22 protein-coding genes and 1 riboswitch are annotated in these 20,625 nt (G+C 41.1%); of the genes, 15 read left to right on the forward strand and 7 right to left on the reverse strand.

All coding sequences use genetic code 11. The features are described 5' to 3' along the window. Positions 1-68: 68 nt before the first annotated feature. Complete coding sequence (locus NE257_RS08250; protein WP_251886190.1) at positions 69-506, reverse strand: YueI family protein; 438 nt, start codon at positions 504-506, stop codon at positions 69-71. 131 nt (positions 507-637) lie between these two features. On the opposite strand from NE257_RS08250, the gene NE257_RS08255 reads away from it, so the two are divergent. From NE257_RS08255 to NE257_RS08265, 3 genes are read left to right on the forward strand one after another with little or no spacing between them, the layout of a single operon-like run. Continuing rightward, positions 638-1,012 (forward strand): iron-sulfur cluster biosynthesis family protein, encoded by a 375-nt coding sequence (locus NE257_RS08255; protein ID WP_251886191.1) that lies wholly within the window; start codon positions 638-640, stop codon positions 1,010-1,012. Further along, a complete protein-coding gene (locus tag NE257_RS08260; protein WP_251886192.1) occupies positions 1,009-1,905 on the forward strand; it encodes a metallophosphoesterase in 897 nt (298 codons plus the stop codon). The genes NE257_RS08255 and NE257_RS08260 overlap by 4 nt, the downstream gene beginning before the upstream one ends. Before the next feature lie 16 nt (positions 1,906-1,921). Next, complete coding sequence (locus tag NE257_RS08265; protein ID WP_251852032.1) at positions 1,922-2,518, forward strand: DUF1054 domain-containing protein; 597 nt, start codon at positions 1,922-1,924, stop codon at positions 2,516-2,518. Positions 2,519-2,662: 144 nt separating this feature from the next. On the opposite strand, the gene NE257_RS08270 is transcribed toward NE257_RS08265, so the two are convergent. Both NE257_RS08270 and rpsD read right to left on the reverse strand, forming a co-directional pair. Next, positions 2,663-3,214, reverse strand: a complete 552-nt coding sequence (locus tag NE257_RS08270; protein WP_251852033.1) for a biotin transporter BioY — start codon at positions 3,212-3,214, stop codon at positions 2,663-2,665. Between the two features lie 143 nt (positions 3,215-3,357). Next, positions 3,358-3,969: a 30S ribosomal protein S4 gene (rpsD, locus tag NE257_RS08275; RefSeq protein ID WP_007207570.1), complete on the reverse strand. Its 612-nt coding sequence runs from the start codon at positions 3,967-3,969 to the stop codon at positions 3,358-3,360. Between the two features lie 349 nt (positions 3,970-4,318). On the opposite strand from rpsD, the gene NE257_RS08280 reads away from it, so the two are divergent. The 12 genes from NE257_RS08280 (at position 4,319) to NE257_RS08335 (ending at position 15,782) form a co-directional block, all read left to right on the forward strand. Further along, entirely contained in the window at positions 4,319-5,116 is a 798-nt protein-coding gene (locus tag NE257_RS08280; RefSeq protein ID WP_251886193.1) for a formate/nitrite transporter family protein, read from the forward strand. Positions 5,117-5,217: 101 nt separating this feature from the next. Further along, positions 5,218-5,997, forward strand: a complete 780-nt coding sequence (locus NE257_RS08285; RefSeq protein ID WP_251886194.1) for an HAD family hydrolase — start codon at positions 5,218-5,220, stop codon at positions 5,995-5,997. A gap of 140 nt (positions 5,998-6,137) precedes the next feature. Beyond that, complete coding sequence (locus NE257_RS08290) at positions 6,138-6,935, forward strand: TIGR00282 family metallophosphoesterase (RefSeq protein ID WP_007207566.1); 798 nt, start codon at positions 6,138-6,140, stop codon at positions 6,933-6,935. Positions 6,936-6,953: 18 nt separating this feature from the next. Then, positions 6,954-7,331, forward strand: coding sequence for a YlbF family regulator (locus tag NE257_RS08295; RefSeq protein ID WP_251886195.1), 378 nt, complete (start codon positions 6,954-6,956; stop codon positions 7,329-7,331). Then, the gene (gene mutS, locus NE257_RS08300; protein WP_251886196.1) at positions 7,315-9,855 is read left to right on the forward strand and encodes a DNA mismatch repair protein MutS; all 2,541 of its coding nucleotides are present in this window, start codon (positions 7,315-7,317) and stop codon (positions 9,853-9,855) included. The genes NE257_RS08295 and mutS overlap by 17 nt, the downstream gene beginning before the upstream one ends. 18 nt (positions 9,856-9,873) lie before the next feature. Beyond that, a complete protein-coding gene (gene mutL / locus NE257_RS08305) occupies positions 9,874-11,844 on the forward strand; it encodes a DNA mismatch repair endonuclease MutL (protein WP_251886197.1) in 1,971 nt (656 codons plus the stop codon). Positions 11,845-12,230: 386 nt separating this feature from the next. Continuing rightward, the gene (msrB, locus tag NE257_RS08310; RefSeq protein ID WP_007207562.1) at positions 12,231-12,659 is read left to right on the forward strand and encodes a peptide-methionine (R)-S-oxide reductase MsrB; all 429 of its coding nucleotides are present in this window, start codon (positions 12,231-12,233) and stop codon (positions 12,657-12,659) included. A 75-nt stretch (positions 12,660-12,734) separates the two neighbouring features. Then, positions 12,735-13,337 (forward strand): Holliday junction branch migration protein RuvA, encoded by a 603-nt coding sequence (ruvA, locus tag NE257_RS08315; protein WP_251870316.1) that lies wholly within the window; start codon positions 12,735-12,737, stop codon positions 13,335-13,337. Positions 13,338-13,348: 11 nt separating this feature from the next. Then, positions 13,349-14,347 (forward strand): Holliday junction branch migration DNA helicase RuvB, encoded by a 999-nt coding sequence (gene ruvB / locus NE257_RS08320; protein WP_007207560.1) that lies wholly within the window; start codon positions 13,349-13,351, stop codon positions 14,345-14,347. 18 nt (positions 14,348-14,365) lie between these two features. Continuing rightward, the gene (locus tag NE257_RS08325; protein ID WP_007207559.1) at positions 14,366-14,932 is read left to right on the forward strand and encodes a TetR/AcrR family transcriptional regulator; all 567 of its coding nucleotides are present in this window, start codon (positions 14,366-14,368) and stop codon (positions 14,930-14,932) included. A gap of 1 nt (position 14,933) precedes the next feature. Beyond that, positions 14,934-15,392 (forward strand): low molecular weight protein-tyrosine-phosphatase, encoded by a 459-nt coding sequence (locus NE257_RS08330; RefSeq protein WP_007207558.1) that lies wholly within the window; start codon positions 14,934-14,936, stop codon positions 15,390-15,392. Positions 15,393-15,407: 15 nt separating this feature from the next. Beyond that, the gene (locus tag NE257_RS08335; RefSeq protein WP_040366155.1) at positions 15,408-15,782 is read left to right on the forward strand and encodes a hypothetical protein; all 375 of its coding nucleotides are present in this window, start codon (positions 15,408-15,410) and stop codon (positions 15,780-15,782) included. A 133-nt stretch (positions 15,783-15,915) separates the two neighbouring features. Here the strand turns inward: NE257_RS08335 and brnQ are convergent, their stop codons facing one another. The 4 genes from brnQ to NE257_RS08355 form a co-directional block, all read right to left on the reverse strand. After that, positions 15,916-17,265 carry a branched-chain amino acid transport system II carrier protein gene (gene brnQ, locus NE257_RS08340; RefSeq protein ID WP_040366153.1) on the reverse strand — a complete coding sequence of 450 codons (1,350 nt, stop codon included), beginning with the start codon at positions 17,263-17,265 and terminating at the stop codon, positions 15,916-15,918. Between the two features lie 243 nt (positions 17,266-17,508). Beyond that, complete coding sequence (locus NE257_RS08345) at positions 17,509-18,249, reverse strand: amino acid ABC transporter ATP-binding protein (RefSeq protein ID WP_007207555.1); 741 nt, start codon at positions 18,247-18,249, stop codon at positions 17,509-17,511. 12 nt (positions 18,250-18,261) lie between these two features. Next, complete coding sequence (locus NE257_RS08350; protein ID WP_040366151.1) at positions 18,262-19,842, reverse strand: ABC transporter permease subunit; 1,581 nt, start codon at positions 19,840-19,842, stop codon at positions 18,262-18,264. Between the two features lie 101 nt (positions 19,843-19,943). Then, positions 19,944-20,116: riboswitch (Lysine riboswitch) on the reverse strand. A gap of 111 nt (positions 20,117-20,227) precedes the next feature. Next, a complete protein-coding gene (locus NE257_RS08355; protein ID WP_007207553.1) occupies positions 20,228-20,527 on the reverse strand; it encodes a hypothetical protein in 300 nt (99 codons plus the stop codon). Between the last annotated feature and the right edge of the window lie 98 nt (positions 20,528-20,625).

Here is a 20,625-nt window from a genome sequence, read left to right on the forward strand (position 1 = left end):
AAACAACTTCTGGATTTCCTGGTCTTTTGCTTGGAACTGAATGATTCTGTCTCACCCGCATAGCTGTATTAGTCAAAAAGTTTCCCCCAAAAAGATGGTTTCTTTTTAGAAGTGGGCTTTGACTCGTTAGTCGGATACTTTTCAGCTATATCGATGATTGATTCATCGACGGCTTCACTTGCGACAAGCAGCAAGCCAATCGCATCATCGCTTTTTTGACTACTCGACACGATGGTAAAAGGAATCGCTGCAGCCGCTAGTATCTGGATATAATCAGCTTGAAGAGTGTCGGATACTTGATTGTTCATCAGACAATGTGCATCCTCAAAATCTGTGACGTGCGTTTTCAAGCAGTCTTGTAAGTCTTGATTGCGCATTTGCGCTAGCGTCATTTGCAAATAACAGCGTTCACGAAATGTACCTAAGTATTTGCGTTGTTCATCCGGTTTGAGCTGAGGCGTTCCGTAAAGACTGTTGTCTAGATGTTGTTGCAAGTCATCGGCCATAAGAATCCCTCTCTTTCTTATTAAAAATTATAGCAAGAATTGAAAGAAAAAGCGAAATGGAGAAGCCTTTCTTTTATCCGAATGCCCAAAAGTTTGATAGACTAGAGAAAAGATAGAAAAGAGGGATAACGATGGAACTAAGCATTTCAAGTGAAGCACAAGCAGTGATTCAAGCCAAGCTCAAAACGGGTGATCGTCTCTTATTAGACAATGAAGATGGTCATGGCCCTTTTGTCGATCATGCGGTCTCTTGCCAGTTGAACAGTGGCTTTCGGTTATTGCTTGTCTCAGAGGCAATCGATGCAGAATTACTAGCAGATTATTCAATTCAGTTACCGACAGAAATTGGTCCAGTCTTTGTCAAACCGTCAGGCACATTCTTGCTTGATGCAGTCAATTACTTGATGATTGAGCCTAGCTACAAGCGACTACAGCTTAAATCAGATGGAGGAATTCTATCACCCAATATCCCCATCATACGAAAAGAAAGGGAGGACATCGGTTGAAGCGATTAGCCGTGTTATCGGATGTGCATATCGATATCAATCAACTTGCTGAAACGGAGTGGGCCATGCTGGTTAAGCTATTGCTAGATGAACATATCGATCATGTTCATTTAGCAGGGGATATCGCGAATACTAAGCAACAAGCGTTAGCTTTTGTGGATTACCTTAGTAATTATTTTCCGACGACATTTCATTGGGGAAATCATGAAATGGCGGACCTGACCGAGGGTGAGATTGAGCACTATTTGGATCCAAGATTTTTAAATTTTCGCTTTTTTGCCTTGTCCGACACAACATGGCTACTAGGTATAAATGGGTGGTATGATTATTCCTTTGTTGAAGGGGCGCCCCGTGATTTTGAACGACTGAAAAAATTAGCGTGGTATGATCGTTTCATCCAGCGAGAGGCAAGGGATCCTGTGGTGATGCAACAGATTGCGGAAAACTTTGTAGCAATCATGCGCACAGTACCCAAAGACAAGCGAGTGATTGTCAGTACGCATTTTGTACCGAATCAGGCATTTGTTCAAACCTTTACCGGAAAATATGCCAAATGGAATCAAATCAATGCCTTCTTAGGTTCGCCAAAGATTGGCCAGATGGCAACAGAATTTCTTCAAATCAAAGCATTGGTCTTTGGTCATACGCATCACCGATTTGGCTCGGTCCAAGTTGGAGGCATACATTATGAGTGTCGGCCATTGGGCTATGCATATGAGTGGCGGAGTATGCGTGAGGCTTTAAAGCAAAAGCAACAAAAGCAGCTGACTATGGCAGCACTCAAGCGTGAATGGCAACAATCAGCGAAAGAAATGTATCGTTTGTATCCAGAAATAGTGGAACAAGAATTAAAAGCAGCGCTAACCATTCTTCCTTATGAAGAAGAAAAGTAAGAAAGGAATGCAACGGATGTTTACTGAACAAAGCTTTGAAGTATTTGAGATTGCAGGATTAGATGAAAGGATGGCCGCTATTCGTGCAAGCGTTCAGCCAGTTTTTCAAGCGGTGGGAGAAGAGATACGCGCGCAGCTTGAAGAAAAAGTTGGGCAGCCACTTTATTTACATATTGCGCAGCATCGCAGACGGACAGTCTATCCACCAGAGAGTACTTGGCTAGCAATAGGCACACAAAAACGTGGCTACAAAATGGAAGCCCATTTTCAATTGGCAATTTGGGATGAGTATGTCGGCTTGTGGCTGTCAATCATTGATCAGCCGAAAGTAAAAGATCAGCTAGCCCAGCGACTAACCGACCACAAAGACCTAGTGCAAAATTTACCCAAAGATTTTGTGCTATCACCAGATCATACGCAACCAACAGTATATGGATTAAAAGAAATGGACTCATTGTTGGAACGTTTTGCTACTGTGAAAAAAAGTGAACTGCAAATCGGCCGCATTATAAAAAGAAATGACCCCATCTGGCAAACGCCAGCCCAAGCCCAAGAGACAATGCTTGCGACATACCAAACCTTGCTACCACTCTTTCAATTGCTTCACGAGTAAGCTGCGTTCATTTAACTTCTTTGCTATAACTAAAAGACCAAACTATCCAGCAGTTTTTTTCAACCGTTTGGATGGTTTGGTCTTTTTCGTAGTAGCTAAGGGTGAATCACTGTTTTTTAGTAGCACGAGTATGACCCATTTTTTTTAATTTTGTGAAAGGATGGGAACGAGTTTCTTCGGCAAGCGGCCATATAATAAGCGAGCAACAAGTGTAGAAGCAATCGTTTTGATGACGCCGGCGAGAATAAATGGCAAGAAGCCTTGAGTGAATGCTTGTCCGAACGTGATGTGTACCGCAAACTGAAGCCAAATCGTTCCGATAAGCAATGAAAGCAAGGTGCCTACACTATTCGCAAGCAAGACCGCCCAAAAAGATTCATTGGTTAGTTCGATTATTTTGCCAATGACAAAAGCTGCCAGTAGGAAAGACAATAAATAGCCACCAGTCGGTCCAAAAAGTACGCCAATGCCACTGGCTCCTCCAGCAAATACTGGTAGGCCAATGGCACCTAATAGGAGATAGATACCTACAGACCAAGTACCAACTTTGCTGCCAAGCAAGCTGGCGACCACGCCGACAATAAAGGTCTGTAATGTCAAAGGGACAAAGCCAAGGGGGATTGTTACTTGAGCAAAAATGGCAATTACTGCAGCAAAACAGGCTGCTAAGACTTGTTCATGAATAGAGTGTTTCATTTTTCATTCACCTCGTAAACTTTTTTTATTTCTAGGGTTAACCATGAGTGTAGTGTAGCAAGTGGTTAACCAAAAGTAAATATAAAGTTTACGAAATGTGCAAAAAAAGAACATCTCTTTGTGAGATATTCTTTTTGTTTGTCTTACAGTTTTTGGTTGTAGAATTCGACGATAAGAGCTTCATCGATATCTGGATAAAGTTCGTCACGTTCTGGTAAACGAGATAATGAACCTTCTAATTTTTCATCATCAAAGCTTACAAATGCTGGACGACCAACAGTTGATTCAACTGCTTCTTTCACGATTGTTAAGTTTTGAGATTTTTCACGGACGCCGATTACTTGACCAAGATCTACATGGTAAGAAGGGATATCAACGCGTTTGCCATCAACTGTGATGTGACCATGGTTTACTAATTGGCGAGCTTGACGACGAGTCGTTGCAAGACCAAGACGGTAAACAACATTGTCTAAACGTTGTTCAAGTAAGATCATGAAGTTAACACCGTGTTTTCCTTCTTTAATCTTGCTTGCTTTTACGAATAACGTACGGAATTGACGTTCATTCATACCGTACATATGACGTAGTTTTTGTTTTTCAGTTAATTGTTGACCATATTCAGAACGAGAGCCACGGCTGTTTGGTCCGTGTTGTCCTGGTGCATATGGGCGACGAGCTAATTCTTTCCCAGTTCCAGATAATGAAATTCCTAGACGACGAGAGACTTTCCAAGAAGGTCCTGTATAACGAGACATTTAAAATTCCTCCAATAAAATATAGTTTGTTGGAGTAAAATAATCCGATGAAACAATCATCACACATGTAGTTTGTTCTTCAATCTTCACCTTTGCAGCCGCGGTTACACAATTGAACCCTAATAGGCAACAAACTAGGGATGTCTGACTATCTTTCTGCTGCATTATTTTACACATCTTCCATATTACTTTACCTGTATATTATTTGTCAACTTCCAAGTCAGAAAAGGAAGCAAGAAAGCAAGCTTTATTTTTCAGATAATTTGTTTTTCTTTTCACAAAAGTACTTTACAAATGACGCATTGCTGATTAAAATGATGCTAAGACTAATGTATAAAGGTGGAGTATGATGAACCCAGTATCACCCTTGTTTGAGAAAATTGATTCTTCCATTTCAAAGAAAGTGGATTTGATCGATACAAGTTACATAAGGTATGCGGTGCGTGCGATGTTGGCTTGTTTATTTTTGACGTTAGGAACGGGCATTGCATTTGCGGTCGGTATCAAAGCAGAAGAATTGCTACCGGGCAGTGGTAAATTGTTGTATGCATTTATGTTCAGTTGGTCACTTGTGATGATTTTGTATATGAATGCGGAGTTAGGGACGTCTAATATGCTATATATGACAGCTGGTGTCTATCGGAAACGTCTCGGTGTCGGCAAGGCTGCGAAAATTTTGTTTACGTGTATTTTGTTTAACTTAATTGGTGGCGTGTTGTTTGCTTACCTTCTTTCGTTGACGGGACCATTTCAACATGTGGCGAGTGATGGCTTTTTGGTCCATGCTTTATCCGTTAAGCTGGCTAAGTCAACGATTCAGATTTTAATAGAAGGAATGTTTGCTAATATTGTGGTAAATACGGCTGTTCTAACTAGTATGCGCATGAAAGACGACGGCGGAAAAGTCTGGGCGATTATTTTTATCATTTTTATCTTTGCCTTTTTAGGTTTTGAGCACGTTATTGCTAATTTCCCAGCCTTTGCATTGGGCTTTTTTGTGACTGGTGGCAATTTACCAGGTATGACCATGGGTGCTGTGGCACATAATTTGTTTTTTGCGTTTATCGGTAATTACATTGGCGGCGGCGTAGTGATTGGTTTGGTTTACGCATGGCTAAATAATTCCAACTCACGCTATGTTGATTAATAAGGTAAGACTGTTCTTTTGTTTGATGACAGAGACAGTCTTTTTTTATAGAAAATAGGAAGCGTATTCGTTATGATAGAAAAAAAGGAGTGAACGAGAGAATGGAACGAAAATTAATCGCCTTTGATTTAGACGGTACTTTACTAAACAATCAAAAACAACCGCTGGCAAGCACAGTGGCTGCAATCAATCAATTAAAGCGTCAAGGACATGCCGTGACGATTGCCACAGGGCGTAATCTTCGACTAGCACAGCCGGTCATCGAACAATTAGACTTTGAGCATGCGGTACTGTGCAATGGATCGGTGGCATTTGCTGACCATCAGTTGGTCTATGAGCACACCTTAGCGCCGGATGCATTTGAGCAGTGCTACCGTGATTTATCTGAACGAGCAATAGATGTCGCTGTGATTGGCTTAGATACGACTAAGCGACTGACGACATTTAATGAAGGGCAAATGGATGAGGCAATGTCCTCATTTGGATCGGTCGTGCCGGAGCTTGAAGCAGATTTTTATCAGAAGCATGCGATTTATCAAGGGCTAGCTTTTTATAATGAGACACAGGAGTTCGATACGTCGGTGTATGATACGTTTGATTTTGTTCGTTGGCACCCGGAATGTGTGGATATGATACCTAAGAATGGCTCAAAGGCTGTCACGCTGTTGAAACTGGCCGAGCAGCTAGGGATAAAACAGGAAAATGTGATTGCATTTGGTGATGGCATGAATGATCGCGAGATGCTAAAAGAAGTCGGCTTGGGAATCGCGATGGGCAATTCTTCGGATGAAGTGAAGCGTCAAGCCGATATGGTGACGGCTAGTAATGAGCAAGATGGCATTTGGCAAGCATTGGTCAAGTTAAAGCTAATATCTAAATAATAGTATGGACTACAGGAGAAAACAATCAATCTATCAGACGTTGAATGACGGCGCAAAGATTTGATTGTTTTCTTTTTTTCGCTGAGGGTGTGTAATATGATAAAATAAAGAAGTGTAACGAAGAGAGAAGAGGGAAATAGATGCGAATTATGTTTATTGGTGATGTGGTAGGTTCACTAGGAAGAGAGACCATCACCACCTACTTGCCAAAACTAAAGAAAAAATATCATCCGCAAGTGACCATCGTGAATGGCGAGAATGCTGCCGGTGGTCGCGGAATTACGGAGAAAATATATAAAAAATTTTTACAAGATGGTGTCGATGTCGTCACGCTTGGCAATCATACGTGGGACAATCGCGATATTTTTAACTTTATTGCCGATGCAAAAAAAATGATTCGCCCGGTCAATTTTCCTAAAGAAACACCGGGTGTAGGCTGTGTATATGTCAAAGTAAATGCAAGCGAGCTAGCTGTGATTAATTTGCAAGCCCGGACGTTTATGACGGCGATTGATGATCCTTTTACTGCCATCGATCAGCTATTAGAACAAGTCCACAAGAAGACGACCAATGTCTTTGTTGATTTCCATGGGGAAACGACGAGTGAAAAGCAAGCGATGGGCTGGTATCTAGATGGGCGTGTATCCGCAGTGATTGGCACGCATACCCATGTCCAAACTAATGATGCGCGTATTTTACCAAAAGGCACTGCCTATTTAAGTGATGTTGGCATGACCGGTCCTTATGATGGCGTATTAGGGATGAAGAAGGAAGCAGTGATTGAAAAATTCATTACCGCATTGCCACGAAGATTTGAAGTAATCGAAACTGGACGCAGCATTTTGAGTGGCTGTGTCATTGATATTGATGATTTAACAGGAAAAGCACGTCACATTGAACTCATTCAGATCAGTGAAGATCGCCCGTTTTTAGAATAAGAGAAGGAACGAACCAATATGATAGAGGACCAAAAGATTCAACTCTCGCTAGAACAATTAAATCAGCTGCTTGCGGATTATCCAGCCATTAAAGAATTTCAAGAAATTCAAAAGCAAGCCAAGCAAAACCCACGATTACTAGCGTTAGAAGAAGAAATCAAGCAAGCGCAAAAAGAGGCGGTGCAATTTGCACACTATGGCAAACCTGAGGCAGAAAAAGAAGCAATCCGCAAAATTGATGCACTAACAAAAGAGTACAACCAACATCCGGTGGTGCAGCTATACCGAGAATCACTAGCTCAAGCCAATGAATTGCTCCAATATGTGACGCAAACCATCCAAAAAAAAGTGAATCAAGCGATTGAGGAGGGGACAAAGCATGCCTCAGAAGACTAAGCAAACACCGATGATGGAGCAATATTTTTCAATAAAAAAAGACTACCAAGATGCGTTTTTATTTTATCGACTAGGGGACTTTTATGAATTGTTTTATGACGATGCGGAAAAGGCAGCGCAAATCTTAGAGCTGACCTTGACCAGTCGCAATAAAAATGCGGATGACCCTATCCCAATGTGTGGCGTGCCTTACCATGCGGCCGCTGGTTACATTGATACATTGATTGAAAAAGGCTACAAGGTCGCTATTTGTGAACAAGTCGAAGATCCGAAGATAACAAAAGGGATGGTCAAGCGAGAAGTCATTCAGTTGATCACACCAGGGACTGTCATGGATGGCAAAGGACTGCACTCAAAAGAAAACAATTATTTGACCGCAGTTATCAAAGATGGCGACGACTATGGCATTGCCTATGCAGATCTGAGCACTGGTGAAATGAAGGCGACAGTCGTCAGTGATGAAGACATTGTCTTTAATGAGTTGGCGACATTGGAGACCAAGGAACTGATCGTTGCCCAGCCCTTACCAGATAATCTGACCAAGCGGATCGAGCAGCGATTAGGTGCAGTCATGTCGGTGCAAGCGACCGAACAACAAGTAGGTGGCTTAGCGGATGCAATCACAGAGCCACTTGCTAAGCAAGCAGTAGAATTGTTGCACGCATATTTGCAACGAACGCAAATGCGGCAACTGGGTCATTTGCAGCCAGCCCAATTTTACCAAACAGACCACTACTTAAAAATGGACTACTATTCAAAATATAACCTCGAATTGACACAAGCAATCCGCACGGGGGAAAAACAAGGGACATTATTGTGGTTATTAGATGAAACAAAAACAGCGATGGGTGCACGTTTGTTAAAACAATGGATTGATCATCCGCTGATTCAACAAGCTGCTATTGAGCGAAGACAGCTGCAAGTAGCTTCTCTATTGCATGCTTTTTTTGAGCGGGTTGACTTACAAGAAAGTCTAAAAGGCGTCTATGATTTGGAGCGGCTTGCAGGAAGAATCGCATTTGGCAATGTGAACGGACGCGATTTGTTGCAATTAAAGCACTCCTTGCAACAAGTGCCGCAAATTCAGGCGATTATTGCCGGTATCAATCACGAGGAATGGACTGCTTTGCTGACGGAGTTGACGCCACTAGAAGATGTCGTAGCGCTAATTGATGAAGCCATCGCAGAGGATGCGCCGTTACAAATCACGGAAGGCAATGTCATAAAATTAGGCTACGACTCGCAATTAGATCAATACCGAGAAGCGATGAGAAATGGAAAGCAATGGTTGGCGGAATTAGAAGCAAAAGAGCGACAAGAGACAGGAATTAAAAATCTAAAGGTTGGCTACAATCGAGTCTTTGGCTACTATATTGAAATTAGTAAGGCCAATATCGTAAATCTTACCCAGCCAGAGCGCTACGATCGCAAGCAGACATTGGCGAACGCCGAGCGCTTTATTACTCCTGAATTAAAAAAATTAGAAGCACTGATTCTAGAAGCTGAGGAGAGGTCGACTGAATTAGAGTATCGATTGTTTATTGAAGTCCGCGAACAAGTCAAACAAGCCATCACACGTTTGCAAGCACTAGCCAAAGCAATCAGTACGGTCGATGTCTTGCAAAGCTTTGCGACAATCAGCGAACGCTATCAGTACGTCAAACCAAACATGAATCAGCAGCAGAAATTGGCTATTGTCCAAGGGCGTCATCCAGTTGTTGAGAAAGTACTCGGGCAACAAGAATACATTGCCAACGACATTTTAATGGATCAAGAGACGTTCATATTATTAATTACCGGACCGAATATGTCAGGGAAAAGCACCTATATGCGGCAATTAGCGCTGACAGTTATCTTGGCTCAAATCGGGTGCTTCGTGCCAGCAGAATCGGCAGAATTACCGATTTTTGATCAGATTTTTACCCGAATTGGGGCAAGCGATGATTTGATTGCTGGTCAAAGTACGTTTATGGTAGAGATGATGGAAGCCAATCAGGCGTTGCAACATGCGACGGTCAATAGCTTGATTTTATTTGATGAGTTAGGGCGAGGTACCGCGACTTATGATGGGATGGCCTTAGCTCAAGCGATTATTGAATACATTCATCGAGATATCCGGGCTAAGACGTTGTTTTCTACGCATTACCACGAGTTAACGGTCCTAGATCAAGAGCTAGCGCATTTGCGTAACCAACACGTAGGAGCTGTTGAAAAAGAAGGAGAGGTCGTCTTTTTACACAAGATGATGACTGGACCCGCCGACAAAAGCTATGGTATCCATGTGGCTAAGCTTGCCGGCTTGCCAAAAGAGCTCTTAACACGGGCATCAGTGATTCTTCATTCACTTGAATCGCAAGCCCAATCACCGATGGCTCATATAGACGAGCCTGTCGAGCAACTCAGCCTCTTTCAATCACAGCAGCAAGTTGTCTGTGAAGAAGTCACGCAGTTGAATCTCTCGCAAATGACACCGATAGAAGTGATGCTGAAAGTAGCAGAATGGCAAAAAAAATTAGTCGACTAATAAAGGAGGAGCAAGCCAGTGAAAATCAAAGAGTTATCTGAACAATTAGCGAACCAAATCGCGGCAGGGGAAGTTGTCGAACGTCCTGCCTCGGTAGTGAAAGAGCTAGTAGAAAACGCACTGGATGCTGGCAGTACTCAAATTGATATCCTATTAGAGGACGCAGGATTAAAAAAAATACAAGTCGTAGACAATGGAGAAGGGATTGCCGACGAGGATGTCGAGAATGCATTTAAGCGTCATGCGACGAGTAAAATTCATCATCAAGCTGATTTGTTTCGGATTCGGACCTTGGGCTTTCGTGGTGAAGCGTTACCTAGTATTGCCTCGGTATCTGAAATGACTATTGAAACAGCAAGCCAAGGTGCGACAAATGGCTCAATTGTTCATCTTCAAGGTGGTACCATTCTTTCACATAAAATGGGACCTTTAAGAAAAGGAACCAAAATCGTTGTCGAGAATTTATTTTTTAATACGCCTGCTCGTTTGAAATACGTCAAAACATTTCAGACGGAGTTGGCAAATATCGGCGACATCGTTAATCGTTTGGCACTTAGTCACCCATCCGTTGCCTTCCGCTTGGTTCATGATGGTAACAAAATGACACAGACAGCCGGCAATGGTGATCTAAAGCAAACCATTGCGGGTATCTATGGTCTGCAAACAGCTAAAAAGATGTTGGTAATTGCCGCTGACGATTTAGATTTTCAGATAAAAGGCTATATCTCACTGCCAGAAGTGACAAGAGCCAATCGCAACTACTTATCCCTTATTATCAATGGCCGATATATAAAAAATTACGCCTTGAATAAAGCGATTATTCAAGGTTACGGCTCGAAGTTAATGGTCGGACGGTTTCCAATCGCGATTATCGAGATAACGATGGATCCACTTTTAGTTGATGTTAATGTCCATCCGACCAAACAAGAAGTGCGGCTCTCAAAAGAAACTGAATTGACGCAGTTATTGAAGTCGGCTATTGTAGAAGCGTTAAAAGAACCATCGCTTATTCCAAACGTCGGTCAACAAAAGGAATTCAAGCAACGTTTCCAAGAAAAACAGACAATGGAGCAGACCTCTTTGCCGCTCACGCAAGCAAACGACAAGCCGCTAGTCTATGATGCGGCATCAGGAGATTTTTTTGTCCCGGGGGATACCCAAAAACTAGAGAAAGTGCCACCCACCGATTCTGTGGAGCCCACCTATGAAGCTACACAGCAGCCCCTTGATACAGCTGCGCAACAAACGAGCACGGAAAATAGCCCAACCATTCCCAAAATTGCAGAGGAATTGGCTCGTTTTGACGAAACGGTTCATGATAAAACGGCAATTTCTGTGCAAATGGTTGAAAAGATGCTTCATGAAAAGCCAAGTACACAGCGCTTTCCAGAATTAGAATATTTTGGCCAGATGCATGGCACGTTTCTTTTTGCGCAGGGAGAAGACGGACTCTATATTATTGACCAGCATGCCGCACAGGAACGAATTAAATATGAGTATTACCGTGAACAAATAGGAGAAGTCAGCCGAGATTTACAAGCGTTAATGATTCCAATTGTGCTAGAATACCCAGCAGATGATTACTTGCGAATCATCGAAGGAAAAGATACATTAGAACAAGTTGGTCTATTTTTAGAAGACTTTGGTCAATATACACTGATTATTCGTGCGCATCCGACATGGTTTCCAGCAGGCCAAGAAGAACAAGTAGCCAAAGATTTGATTGATATGTATTTGGCGACGGGAAAAGTAAGTGTCAAAAGTTTCCTTGAAGCGACTGCCATTATGATGAGCTGTAAACGATCCATCAAAGCCAATCATTATCTAGATGATAAGCAAGCACGAGCTTTATTAAAAGAATTAACCACGTGTGAAAATCCCTTTAATTGTCCACATGGTCGGCCGGTTTTGGTTCACTTTACATTAAGTGATATGGAGCGAATGTTTAAACGAATCCAAGATCCACATCAAACAAGAGCAACAGAATAACGACAAGCACTCCTGGGATATTAACCAGGAGTGTATTTTTTAAAAAAAGTGTTGACGACTGCCGATATCGATGGTAATATAACGAAGTTGACTTGTTACAAGATAGTTAAATACTGATAAAACAGTTTTTAAATCTAAAAAACATATTGACAAATAACATTGCATTTGATAAGATGATCAAGTCGCTAACAAAGGATAACAACTGAGATTTAAAAAATAAAAATTAGTTGTTGACATCACGTTGGAACGATGTTATGATATAAAAGTTGTCACAGCACAACACAATCATTCTCACTTTTTTTGTTTTAATTAATGAAGCATAGCAATGGACTTTTCCTTAAAAACAGGTCAAACTAATATTACTATACTTAAAGGAGTAGAAAAACATGAGCAAAGAAGACTTAAAAAAGAAATTAACACCAATTCAATATGCGGTAACGCAAGAAAATGCGACGGAAAGACCTTTTACTGGGGAATATGATGACTTTTATGAACAAGGAATTTACGTAGATATTGTTAGTGGTAAGCCTTTATTTGCTTCTAGTGATAAATTTGACGCTGGTTGTGGCTGGCCTGCTTTTTCACGCCCTATTTTAGAAGAAGAGATTCTTGAAAAGAAAGATGAATCGCATGGAATGAGTCGGACTGAGGTAAGAAGTCAGGATGCAGACTCGCATTTAGGACACGTATTTACAGATGGTCCAAAAGAATTAGGTGGACTTAGGTATTGTATTAATTCAGCAGCACTATCCTTTATCCCATTAACTGAGATGGATAAAAAAGGGTATGGAGAATATAAGAAGTACGTTCAGTAATCGAAATTCCTCAGTTCCTTTCTTATTTTTTGTATGATACAATAAAGGGAACATATGTACAGGTGAGGAGAAAGAATGTACGAATTTATTAAAGGTGTAGTTGCAGATATTCAGCCTAGCTATATAGTACTTGAAGCAAATGGTATCGGCTATCAGCTTGTAATGGGTAATCCTTATCGCTACTCAGGTAAGAAAACACAGGAAGTAAAAGTCTATGTACACTTGATTGTACGAGAAGATGCGCATACACTATATGGATTTGAAAAATTACAGGAAAAATTATTGTTTCTTCGGTTAATTAGTGTCTCAGGTATTGGGCCTAAAAGCGCGATTGCTATTATGGCTAATGATGACCATGAAGGGTTAATTGCCGCTATTGAATCAGATGATGTCACCTATTTGACGAAATTCCCTGGAGTCGGGAAAAAGACGGCACAGCAAATGATTTTGGACTTAAAGGGAAAACTAGGAGAATTAGCTGGAGAATTGACTGGCAACTTAGCTATGCCACTTTTTGATACAGATACAAGCGCGCTGACCGAAGCGATATCAGCGTTGTCTGCTTTGGGGTATTCAGAAAGAGAAATTAAGCGTGTAGAGACTACTCTGAAAAAAGAGGGTGCTCACTCTACGGATGAATACTTGCGTAAAGCATTAAAATTATTAATGAAGAAATAGAGGAAAGTTGAATGGACCGAATGATTTCACCAGAGCCGTCAAATGAAGATTTGAGTTTTGAAAAATCATTACGACCGCAGTATTTGTCACAATATATTGGCCAAGAAAAAGTAAAACACGAATTAGCCATTTATATTGAGGCTGCGAAAAAGCGTGAAGAATCGCTCGATCATGTTCTTTTGTACGGCCCTCCTGGTTTAGGAAAGACAACAATGGCAATGGTGATTGCTAATGAAATGGCAGTCAATATTCGCACAACGAGTGGACCAGCCATCGAGAAACCTGGCGATTTAGTGGCGCTTTTAAATGAGCTTGAACCAGGTGATGTGTTGTTCATAGATGAAATTCACCGCTTACCGCGCGTGGCAGAAGAAATGTTATATTCTGCGATGGAAGATTTTTTTGTGGATATTATGGTTGGCCAAGGCCCAACTGCCCATCCCGTTCATTTTCCGTTGCCACCTTTTACACTAATCGGAGCTACTACGAGAGCGGGGATGTTGTCGGCACCACTACGAGACCGCTTCGGCATTGTCAGTCACATGGAGTATTACCTTGACTCAGAATTAACTGAAATTGTGCAACGGTCAGCCGAGGTGTTCTCGACCGTGATTCAAGAGCAAGGGGCTATAGAGATTGCTCGTCGTTCAAGAGGGACGCCTCGTATTGCCAATCGTTTGTTAAAGCGTGTAAGAGACTTTGCACAAGTGCAACACGATGGCTCGATTACCAAGAGTGTAGCTGATCAGGCATTGGACGTCTTACAGGTGGATCATGAAGGATTGGATTACATTGATCAAAAGTTATTGAGAACGATGATTGAGCTGTATCATGGCGGCCCTGTAGGATTAACGACGATTGCTGTCAATATCGGTGAAGAAACGGAGACCGTTGAAGACATGTATGAGCCATTTTTAATACAAAAAGGCTTCATTCAACGGACAGCTCGTGGTAGAGTGGCAACTGAATTGGCCTATCGACATTTTGGATACCAACAAGAAAACGAGTAGAGAGATGTGAGGTAGGTTATGGAGAGTAGACGAACTAAGGAACGAATTGGTGGGGTATTTGTCGATTTATGCGAGGCACGAGGCTTTTCAAAAGTCAGTGTGCAAGAAGTATCAAAATTAGCGGCTATTAATCGTCAGACCTTTTATTACCACTTTACAGATAAAAAAGAACTTCTTCGATGGGTGTATTATCAAGACGCTTTAAAATATTTGAGCCTTGAGGTTGTCCATCTTGAAAATTGGGAAGAGCAAACATTAAAAATGCTACAGGCGATGAAAGCCAAACGCTATTTTTATCGCAATATGATGGATGATGCACGCGATGTGTTTATTACTGAGTTTTTCCGCTTAGTGAAGGAGCATTTCGCGCAGTTATTCAAGCAAGTCGATCAAGAACAAGTACTATCAACAAAAGACTTGCAATTTTATAGCTGCTTTTTTTCTTATGGTTGCTGCGGTATTTTAGAAAATTGGATTGTAAAGGATTATCGAGAGTCACCGATGGAGATTGCGAGCCAGCTTTTTCAATTAGCAAAAGATGTGGAGTTGTTTTCGTATCGACTGTTTCAACAAGAGGAGGAATAACATGCAACGAGTGCTATTTGTTTGTCTAGGCAATATTTGTCGTTCACCAATGGCAGAGGCAATTTTTGTGCAGGCGATAGCAAAAGAAGGATTGTCTATTGAAGTAGCTTCTGCTGCGACAAGTCGTTGGGAACATGGAAATCCCGCACATCAAGGCACCAAAAATGTATTACAGGCGCGAGGATGCGAGACAGATCAGCTAGTTTCAAGCCAGATTGCACCGAATGATTTTCTAATGTATGATTGGATTATTGGAATGGATCAGCAAAACGTACATGATTTAAAGAAACTAGCACCAGCTTATGTTCAAAAAAAGATTCATCTCTTTATGAGTGTTGTCCCCGGTCAAGAAACAACAGGTGTACCAGATCCTTGGTACACTGGGGACTTTAAGGAAACTGAACGATTGATTGATGAAGCACTACCTTATTGGTTACAAACGTTTAAAGAAAACCAGTAGTTAGGAGGGAGAAAAGTGGAAAAACGACGATCGCTTCAAGTAAAGATGGGGCAACTATGGACAGATTCGTCAAAGAATTTTCTCGACCGCTTTTTAACAGATGAGGCAGACAAAGCGGATGCTTTTGCTCAAGCGGAAGACTTTTCTCAACGCTTACAACTAGCATCCGAATACAAATTATTGGTGGTATTGCAAATTCAGACCAAACAAATGAAGTCTCCGGAGACCATTTCAGGATGGGTACTTAAGAAACGAATCAATGGCTGCCAAATTATTTTAAAGCTTTTAGATGACCCAATGCAATGGCGGATAGTCGACATTACATCAATCAAAAAAATGAGCCAATCTCCTTTAATGAAAGAAAATCGGCGCGATGAAAAGCTGTCTTAAGATCGTTTATTATTAAAAGAGGTTGTGAAAATAGTTAATTCAAAAAGACCATAGAATCCAAAAGTTTGAAAAATAACTTCCGGATTTTCTGGTCTTTTAGCTTGTAGATAACGATTCCGTCTTAGACTTTTTATTACTGTTGTTTGTTTCGTTCGATTGCTGTCCAAATTAACCCAAGTACAAATCCTATGATAGCTGGAATCACCCAACCTAAGCCAATAGAAAACAATGGTAGGTAGCCTTTTGCAAAAGAGAGTAAGTGAGTGACAAGAGCCGTCTGCTGCCATTGACTAGGAGCAACATTCAATCCATCAAAGATAGCAGCAAGCAAAGTAAAATAAGTTGTCAGTTGATACACACGTGGCGCGTGTTGAAAAAGCGGACTTAAAAGTGCCAATAAAATTAAAGTAATAGCCAGTGGATAGAGAAACATCAGCACTGGTAGGGAAAGCTCAATAATTTTGGTTAAACCAACATTGGCAAAAATACATGGGAGCACACTTACACTGATGGCAAAAAACGCATAGCTACGTTTGGGGAACAGCTCGACAAAAGTCTCTGAAAAAGCAGAGATGAGTCCGACAGTTGTTTTTAAACATGCGACAATGACAATCAATGCCAAGATAATTGCTCCGTAGATTCCCAGATAATACGTTGAGACTTGGGCGAGTGCGATACCACCATTGGCACTCACGGCAAACTTACCTACGCTCATCGCTCCAAGATACGCTAAAAAAGTATAGATGATACCCATTAGGAGTACGCTGATACTACCAGCACGGACGGTATCTAATGCAATCACTTTTGGCTGAGTGACGCCCCGCTGACGAATGGTAGTCACAACAATAATTCCAAAGGCAAGGGCTGCAAGGGCATCTAAAGTATTGTAACCTTGAGTAAATCCGGTCATAAATGCATTTTGTTGGTAAGTAGCACTTACTGGCATGACTGCCACGGAACCGATTGGGTGTAAGAAAGCTACAAGCAGCAAAATACCTAGTAGGACTAAAAAGATTGGATTTAAAAATTTGCCGATATAAGCCATCAATTTGGACGGTTTACGGGCAAACCACCAAGCAGCGGAGAAAAAGAGAATACTAAAAAGAGCCAAAGCAACTGGTTGTTGATTAGTACTTAAAAACGGTGCGAGTCCAATCTCAAAAGAAGTCGTTGCTAAGCGTGGTAAGGCAAAAAATGGTCCAATTACGAGATAAAGCAAAATGGTGAAGAGGTAGGCATAGCGTCTTCCGACACGTTGCGCCAAATCAAATAGACCAGTACTTTTCGAGAGTCCTATCGCAATAATACCTAAAAATGGTAAGCCGATACCTGTAATCAAAAATCCTAAATTTGCCTGAAAAACAGCTGCACCAGCTTCTTGTCCCATGTGTACAGGGAAAATCAGATTTCCTGCTCCGAAGAACATTCCAAATAACATCGAACTAATAAATAAATAATCTTTTTTTGTTAATTTTGTTTCCATCATTTCGTTCCTTTCTTTCCATTACTGTAAACGTATCAGAAAGTACGTAGTTGTGCAACAAAAGAAAATGAAAAGATGAAGCTAATGAAAAAAAGCTAGGTCAAAAGACTGTTCGCTCCGAGCGAGAAGGTCAAACCAGTTTGACTTATCGCCTAACTACAAAAAAGAAAACCCAAAAGTTTGAGTAACAACTTCTGGATTTTCTTTTTTCTAACTAGTTTTGTCTGGGGCTTGTTTTAATCTTTAGTTTGTTTCAAGCACCCGAGCGAGAAAGGCTTTGGTGCGTTCTTCTTTCGGATGGACAAAAATATCTTCTGGCGTGCCTTCTTCGGCAATCACCCCTTTGTCCATAAAGATTACACGATCAGAGACGTCACGGGCAAAGCCCATCTCATGTGTCACGATGACCATCGTTAAGCCTGTTTCAGCTAAAGCTTTCATCGTCAATAAGACTTCACCAACCATTTCTGGATCCAGAGCGGAGGTGGGTTCATCGAACAACATGACATCAGGGTTCATAGAAAGTGAACGAGCAATGGCAACACGTTGTTTTTGACCACCGGATAATTGCGCAGGCTTGGCAGAGACGTAGCGGCCCATTCCTACTTTTTCAAGATTTTCAATTGCAATTTTTTTGGCTTCTTCTTTGCTACGTTTTAAGACGGTCACTTGGCCGCTCACGCAGTTTTCTAAGACATTCATATTATTGAATAAGTTAAATGATTGGAACACCATGCCAAGATGGGTACGATATTTTGGTAAGTCATAGTTTTTTGTTAAGACATTTTCACCTTTGTAAAGGATTGCACCACTGGTTGGTTTTTCTAGTAAGTTAATGCAACGGAGTAAGGTCGATTTACCTGAACCAGATGAACCAATGATAGTGAGTACTTCACCTTTGTTTACTGTTACATTGATATCTTTTAATACTTCATTTTCACCGAAGCTTTTTTTCAAATGATTAATTTCGATCATCGCTGTCATAAGTTTCTCTCCTTAATTTTGTTGAGAATCCAAGTCATCTATTTTTACGTAAGATGAAGGGCCATCCATTTTCTTTTCCATCAAGCGCAGGAGTTTCGTCGCGCTAAGTGTCATTACTAAGTAGATGATACCAATGATGGTGAATGTAGGGAAGAATTGTAGATTGGTACCCGATGCGACCGAACCGGCAAAGAATAAGTCTGTTACGCTGATAACACTCAAAACAGCTGTGTCTTTAATGTTGATGACTGTTTCATTTCCGATTGCTGGCAAAATATTACGCAAGACTTGTGGCAAGACAACTTTTGTCATGGTTTGACGGTGGTTCATGCCGATCGCTTGAGCGGCTTCAAATTGCCCTTTATCGACGGCGAAAATTCCTCCACGAACGATTTCAGACATATATGCCCCTGTATTGATTGAGACAATCAGTAATGCTGCGACAGTCCGATTCAAATCAATATGGAAAGCGAGCGCTAATCCATAGAAAATAACCATTGCTTGAACCATCATCGGGGTTCCGCGGAATACTTCAATGTAGATAGTCAAAAAGCCGTTAAACACTTTTTGGAAAAAGCGTGAGACTGGATTCTCAGAAACTGGCAACGTGCGAAAGACGCCGACTAATAGGCCGATAATCGTACCTGCAAAAGTGGAAACAACGGCTACGAATAAAGTTAAGGCAGCACCACTCAAGAAAAGTTTCCAGTATTGTTGAATGATTTGTTTAAAGGTCGTGAGTAAGCCGCTGTCTTGTTCGTCAGAAGCTGTCGGTTGTTCCTCAATCGCTTGGTCCATTAGTTTGGTACGCTCACTTGAAGAGATCGTAGCAAGGATTTCATTTACTTTTTCAACATCTGAATCGCCTTTGCGCATACCGACTGCTACTTGCACGTCTTCTGCATTAGTTTGGAAGCCATTTTCTTTTGAAAATTCAAGCATTTTAAAGTCTTTATTCACATTGGTTGCAGTGACGCCTTCTGGTCGTTCACTAACATAACCATCAATTACCCCTGAAGCTAAGGCAACTCGCATGGAAGAGAAGTCTTTTTGTGCTTGTTGTTTGTCTACATTTGGAATTTGGTCAATGACAGAGTAGTGGAAGGTATTTAACTGTGCGGTAATTTTTGCGCCAGCTAAATCATCAATACTTTTTGCATTGGCATATTTGCCATCTTTATTTACAACGACGACTAATTGTGACTCGTAGTACGCGTCAGTGAAATCAATTTCTTTTTTGCGTTCCTCAGTGGGAGACATCCCAGCAATAATGGCATCAATTTTTCCTGATTGCAACGCTGGCACGAGGCCATCCCATTGTGTGGGCACAATCACTAATTTTTTTCCTAGTTTATCGGCAATTTTTTGTGCGATTTGGACATCGTAGCCTCCAACGTATTTTTGACTAGAAAGTTCTACTGTATGTGCTCCAGGACTTGTCTGAGTCCAGTTAAACGGCGCATAAGCAGCCTCCATCCCTACTCGAAATTCGTCTGCTGGGGTTTGTTCATCTGCATACGTAGAAGGGACTATCAAAGCCAACAAGAACAAAAGGCCCACAAAAAGTGACGAGCATAAACCAAACTTTTTCATTTTTTTCTTCCTTTCTTTTTGACGAGACATTCATGACGACAACAAAAAACAGCCGTACTCCATGATTGGAAAACGCCTGTAAAATAGTTTACAAACCTATCACAAAACATAGCGCACCTTAGCGAATTGCTAAGACAGTTCGTAAGTTATTTACTTACGACCCAACCACACTTTTTAAGCAAAAAAGTGTCATTTCGGCGATGTTCCCTAGGCCTGTTTCTACGTGTTGCTCCACTCCACAGGATTAATGAACCTCGCGACCTCTACCTCGATGTTGAAGGTAATCTCGTATGAAATTAATGTTCTAAGCTAGGATAGTAGAAAAGACGCACTTTGTCAATAAAAAATAGGGATTTCCATTGAAGGAAAGCCCTATTTAGTCTACTTAATTTGCAGTTTGTGGCTTAGGTTCTTTGCCAAGAAATGCTTGTAGGACAGTCATGACAGCTAAGATCGCCATCAATAGGTAAACAAAGTTTGAATACTGAGTAATTCCCCAGCCCCAAGTGTGATAGACAACAATTAAAAGTGCTAACACAATGAATGAAAGAACATTAAAAAAACCAAATGCCCATAAATTACCATTTTCTTTCCGAGCAAAATAAAAGATAGAAAAATAAAGGCTAATCGCAATCCAAGCAATGTTAATAAAAATCAAACCCCAATAAAAAATTTCAGCTAACATCTATTTTCACCTCGCTTATATCATCGTTATTGTATCACTTTTTGTGAAGAATGTCATGAGTGTATCTTGTTTTCTTCCTTTGTTGGCCAGAGTTAACA

It is taken from the genome of Enterococcus italicus (genome assembly GCF_023743875.1).
GTDB classification, from domain to species: Bacteria; Bacillota; Bacilli; order Lactobacillales; family Enterococcaceae; genus Enterococcus_G; species Enterococcus_G italicus.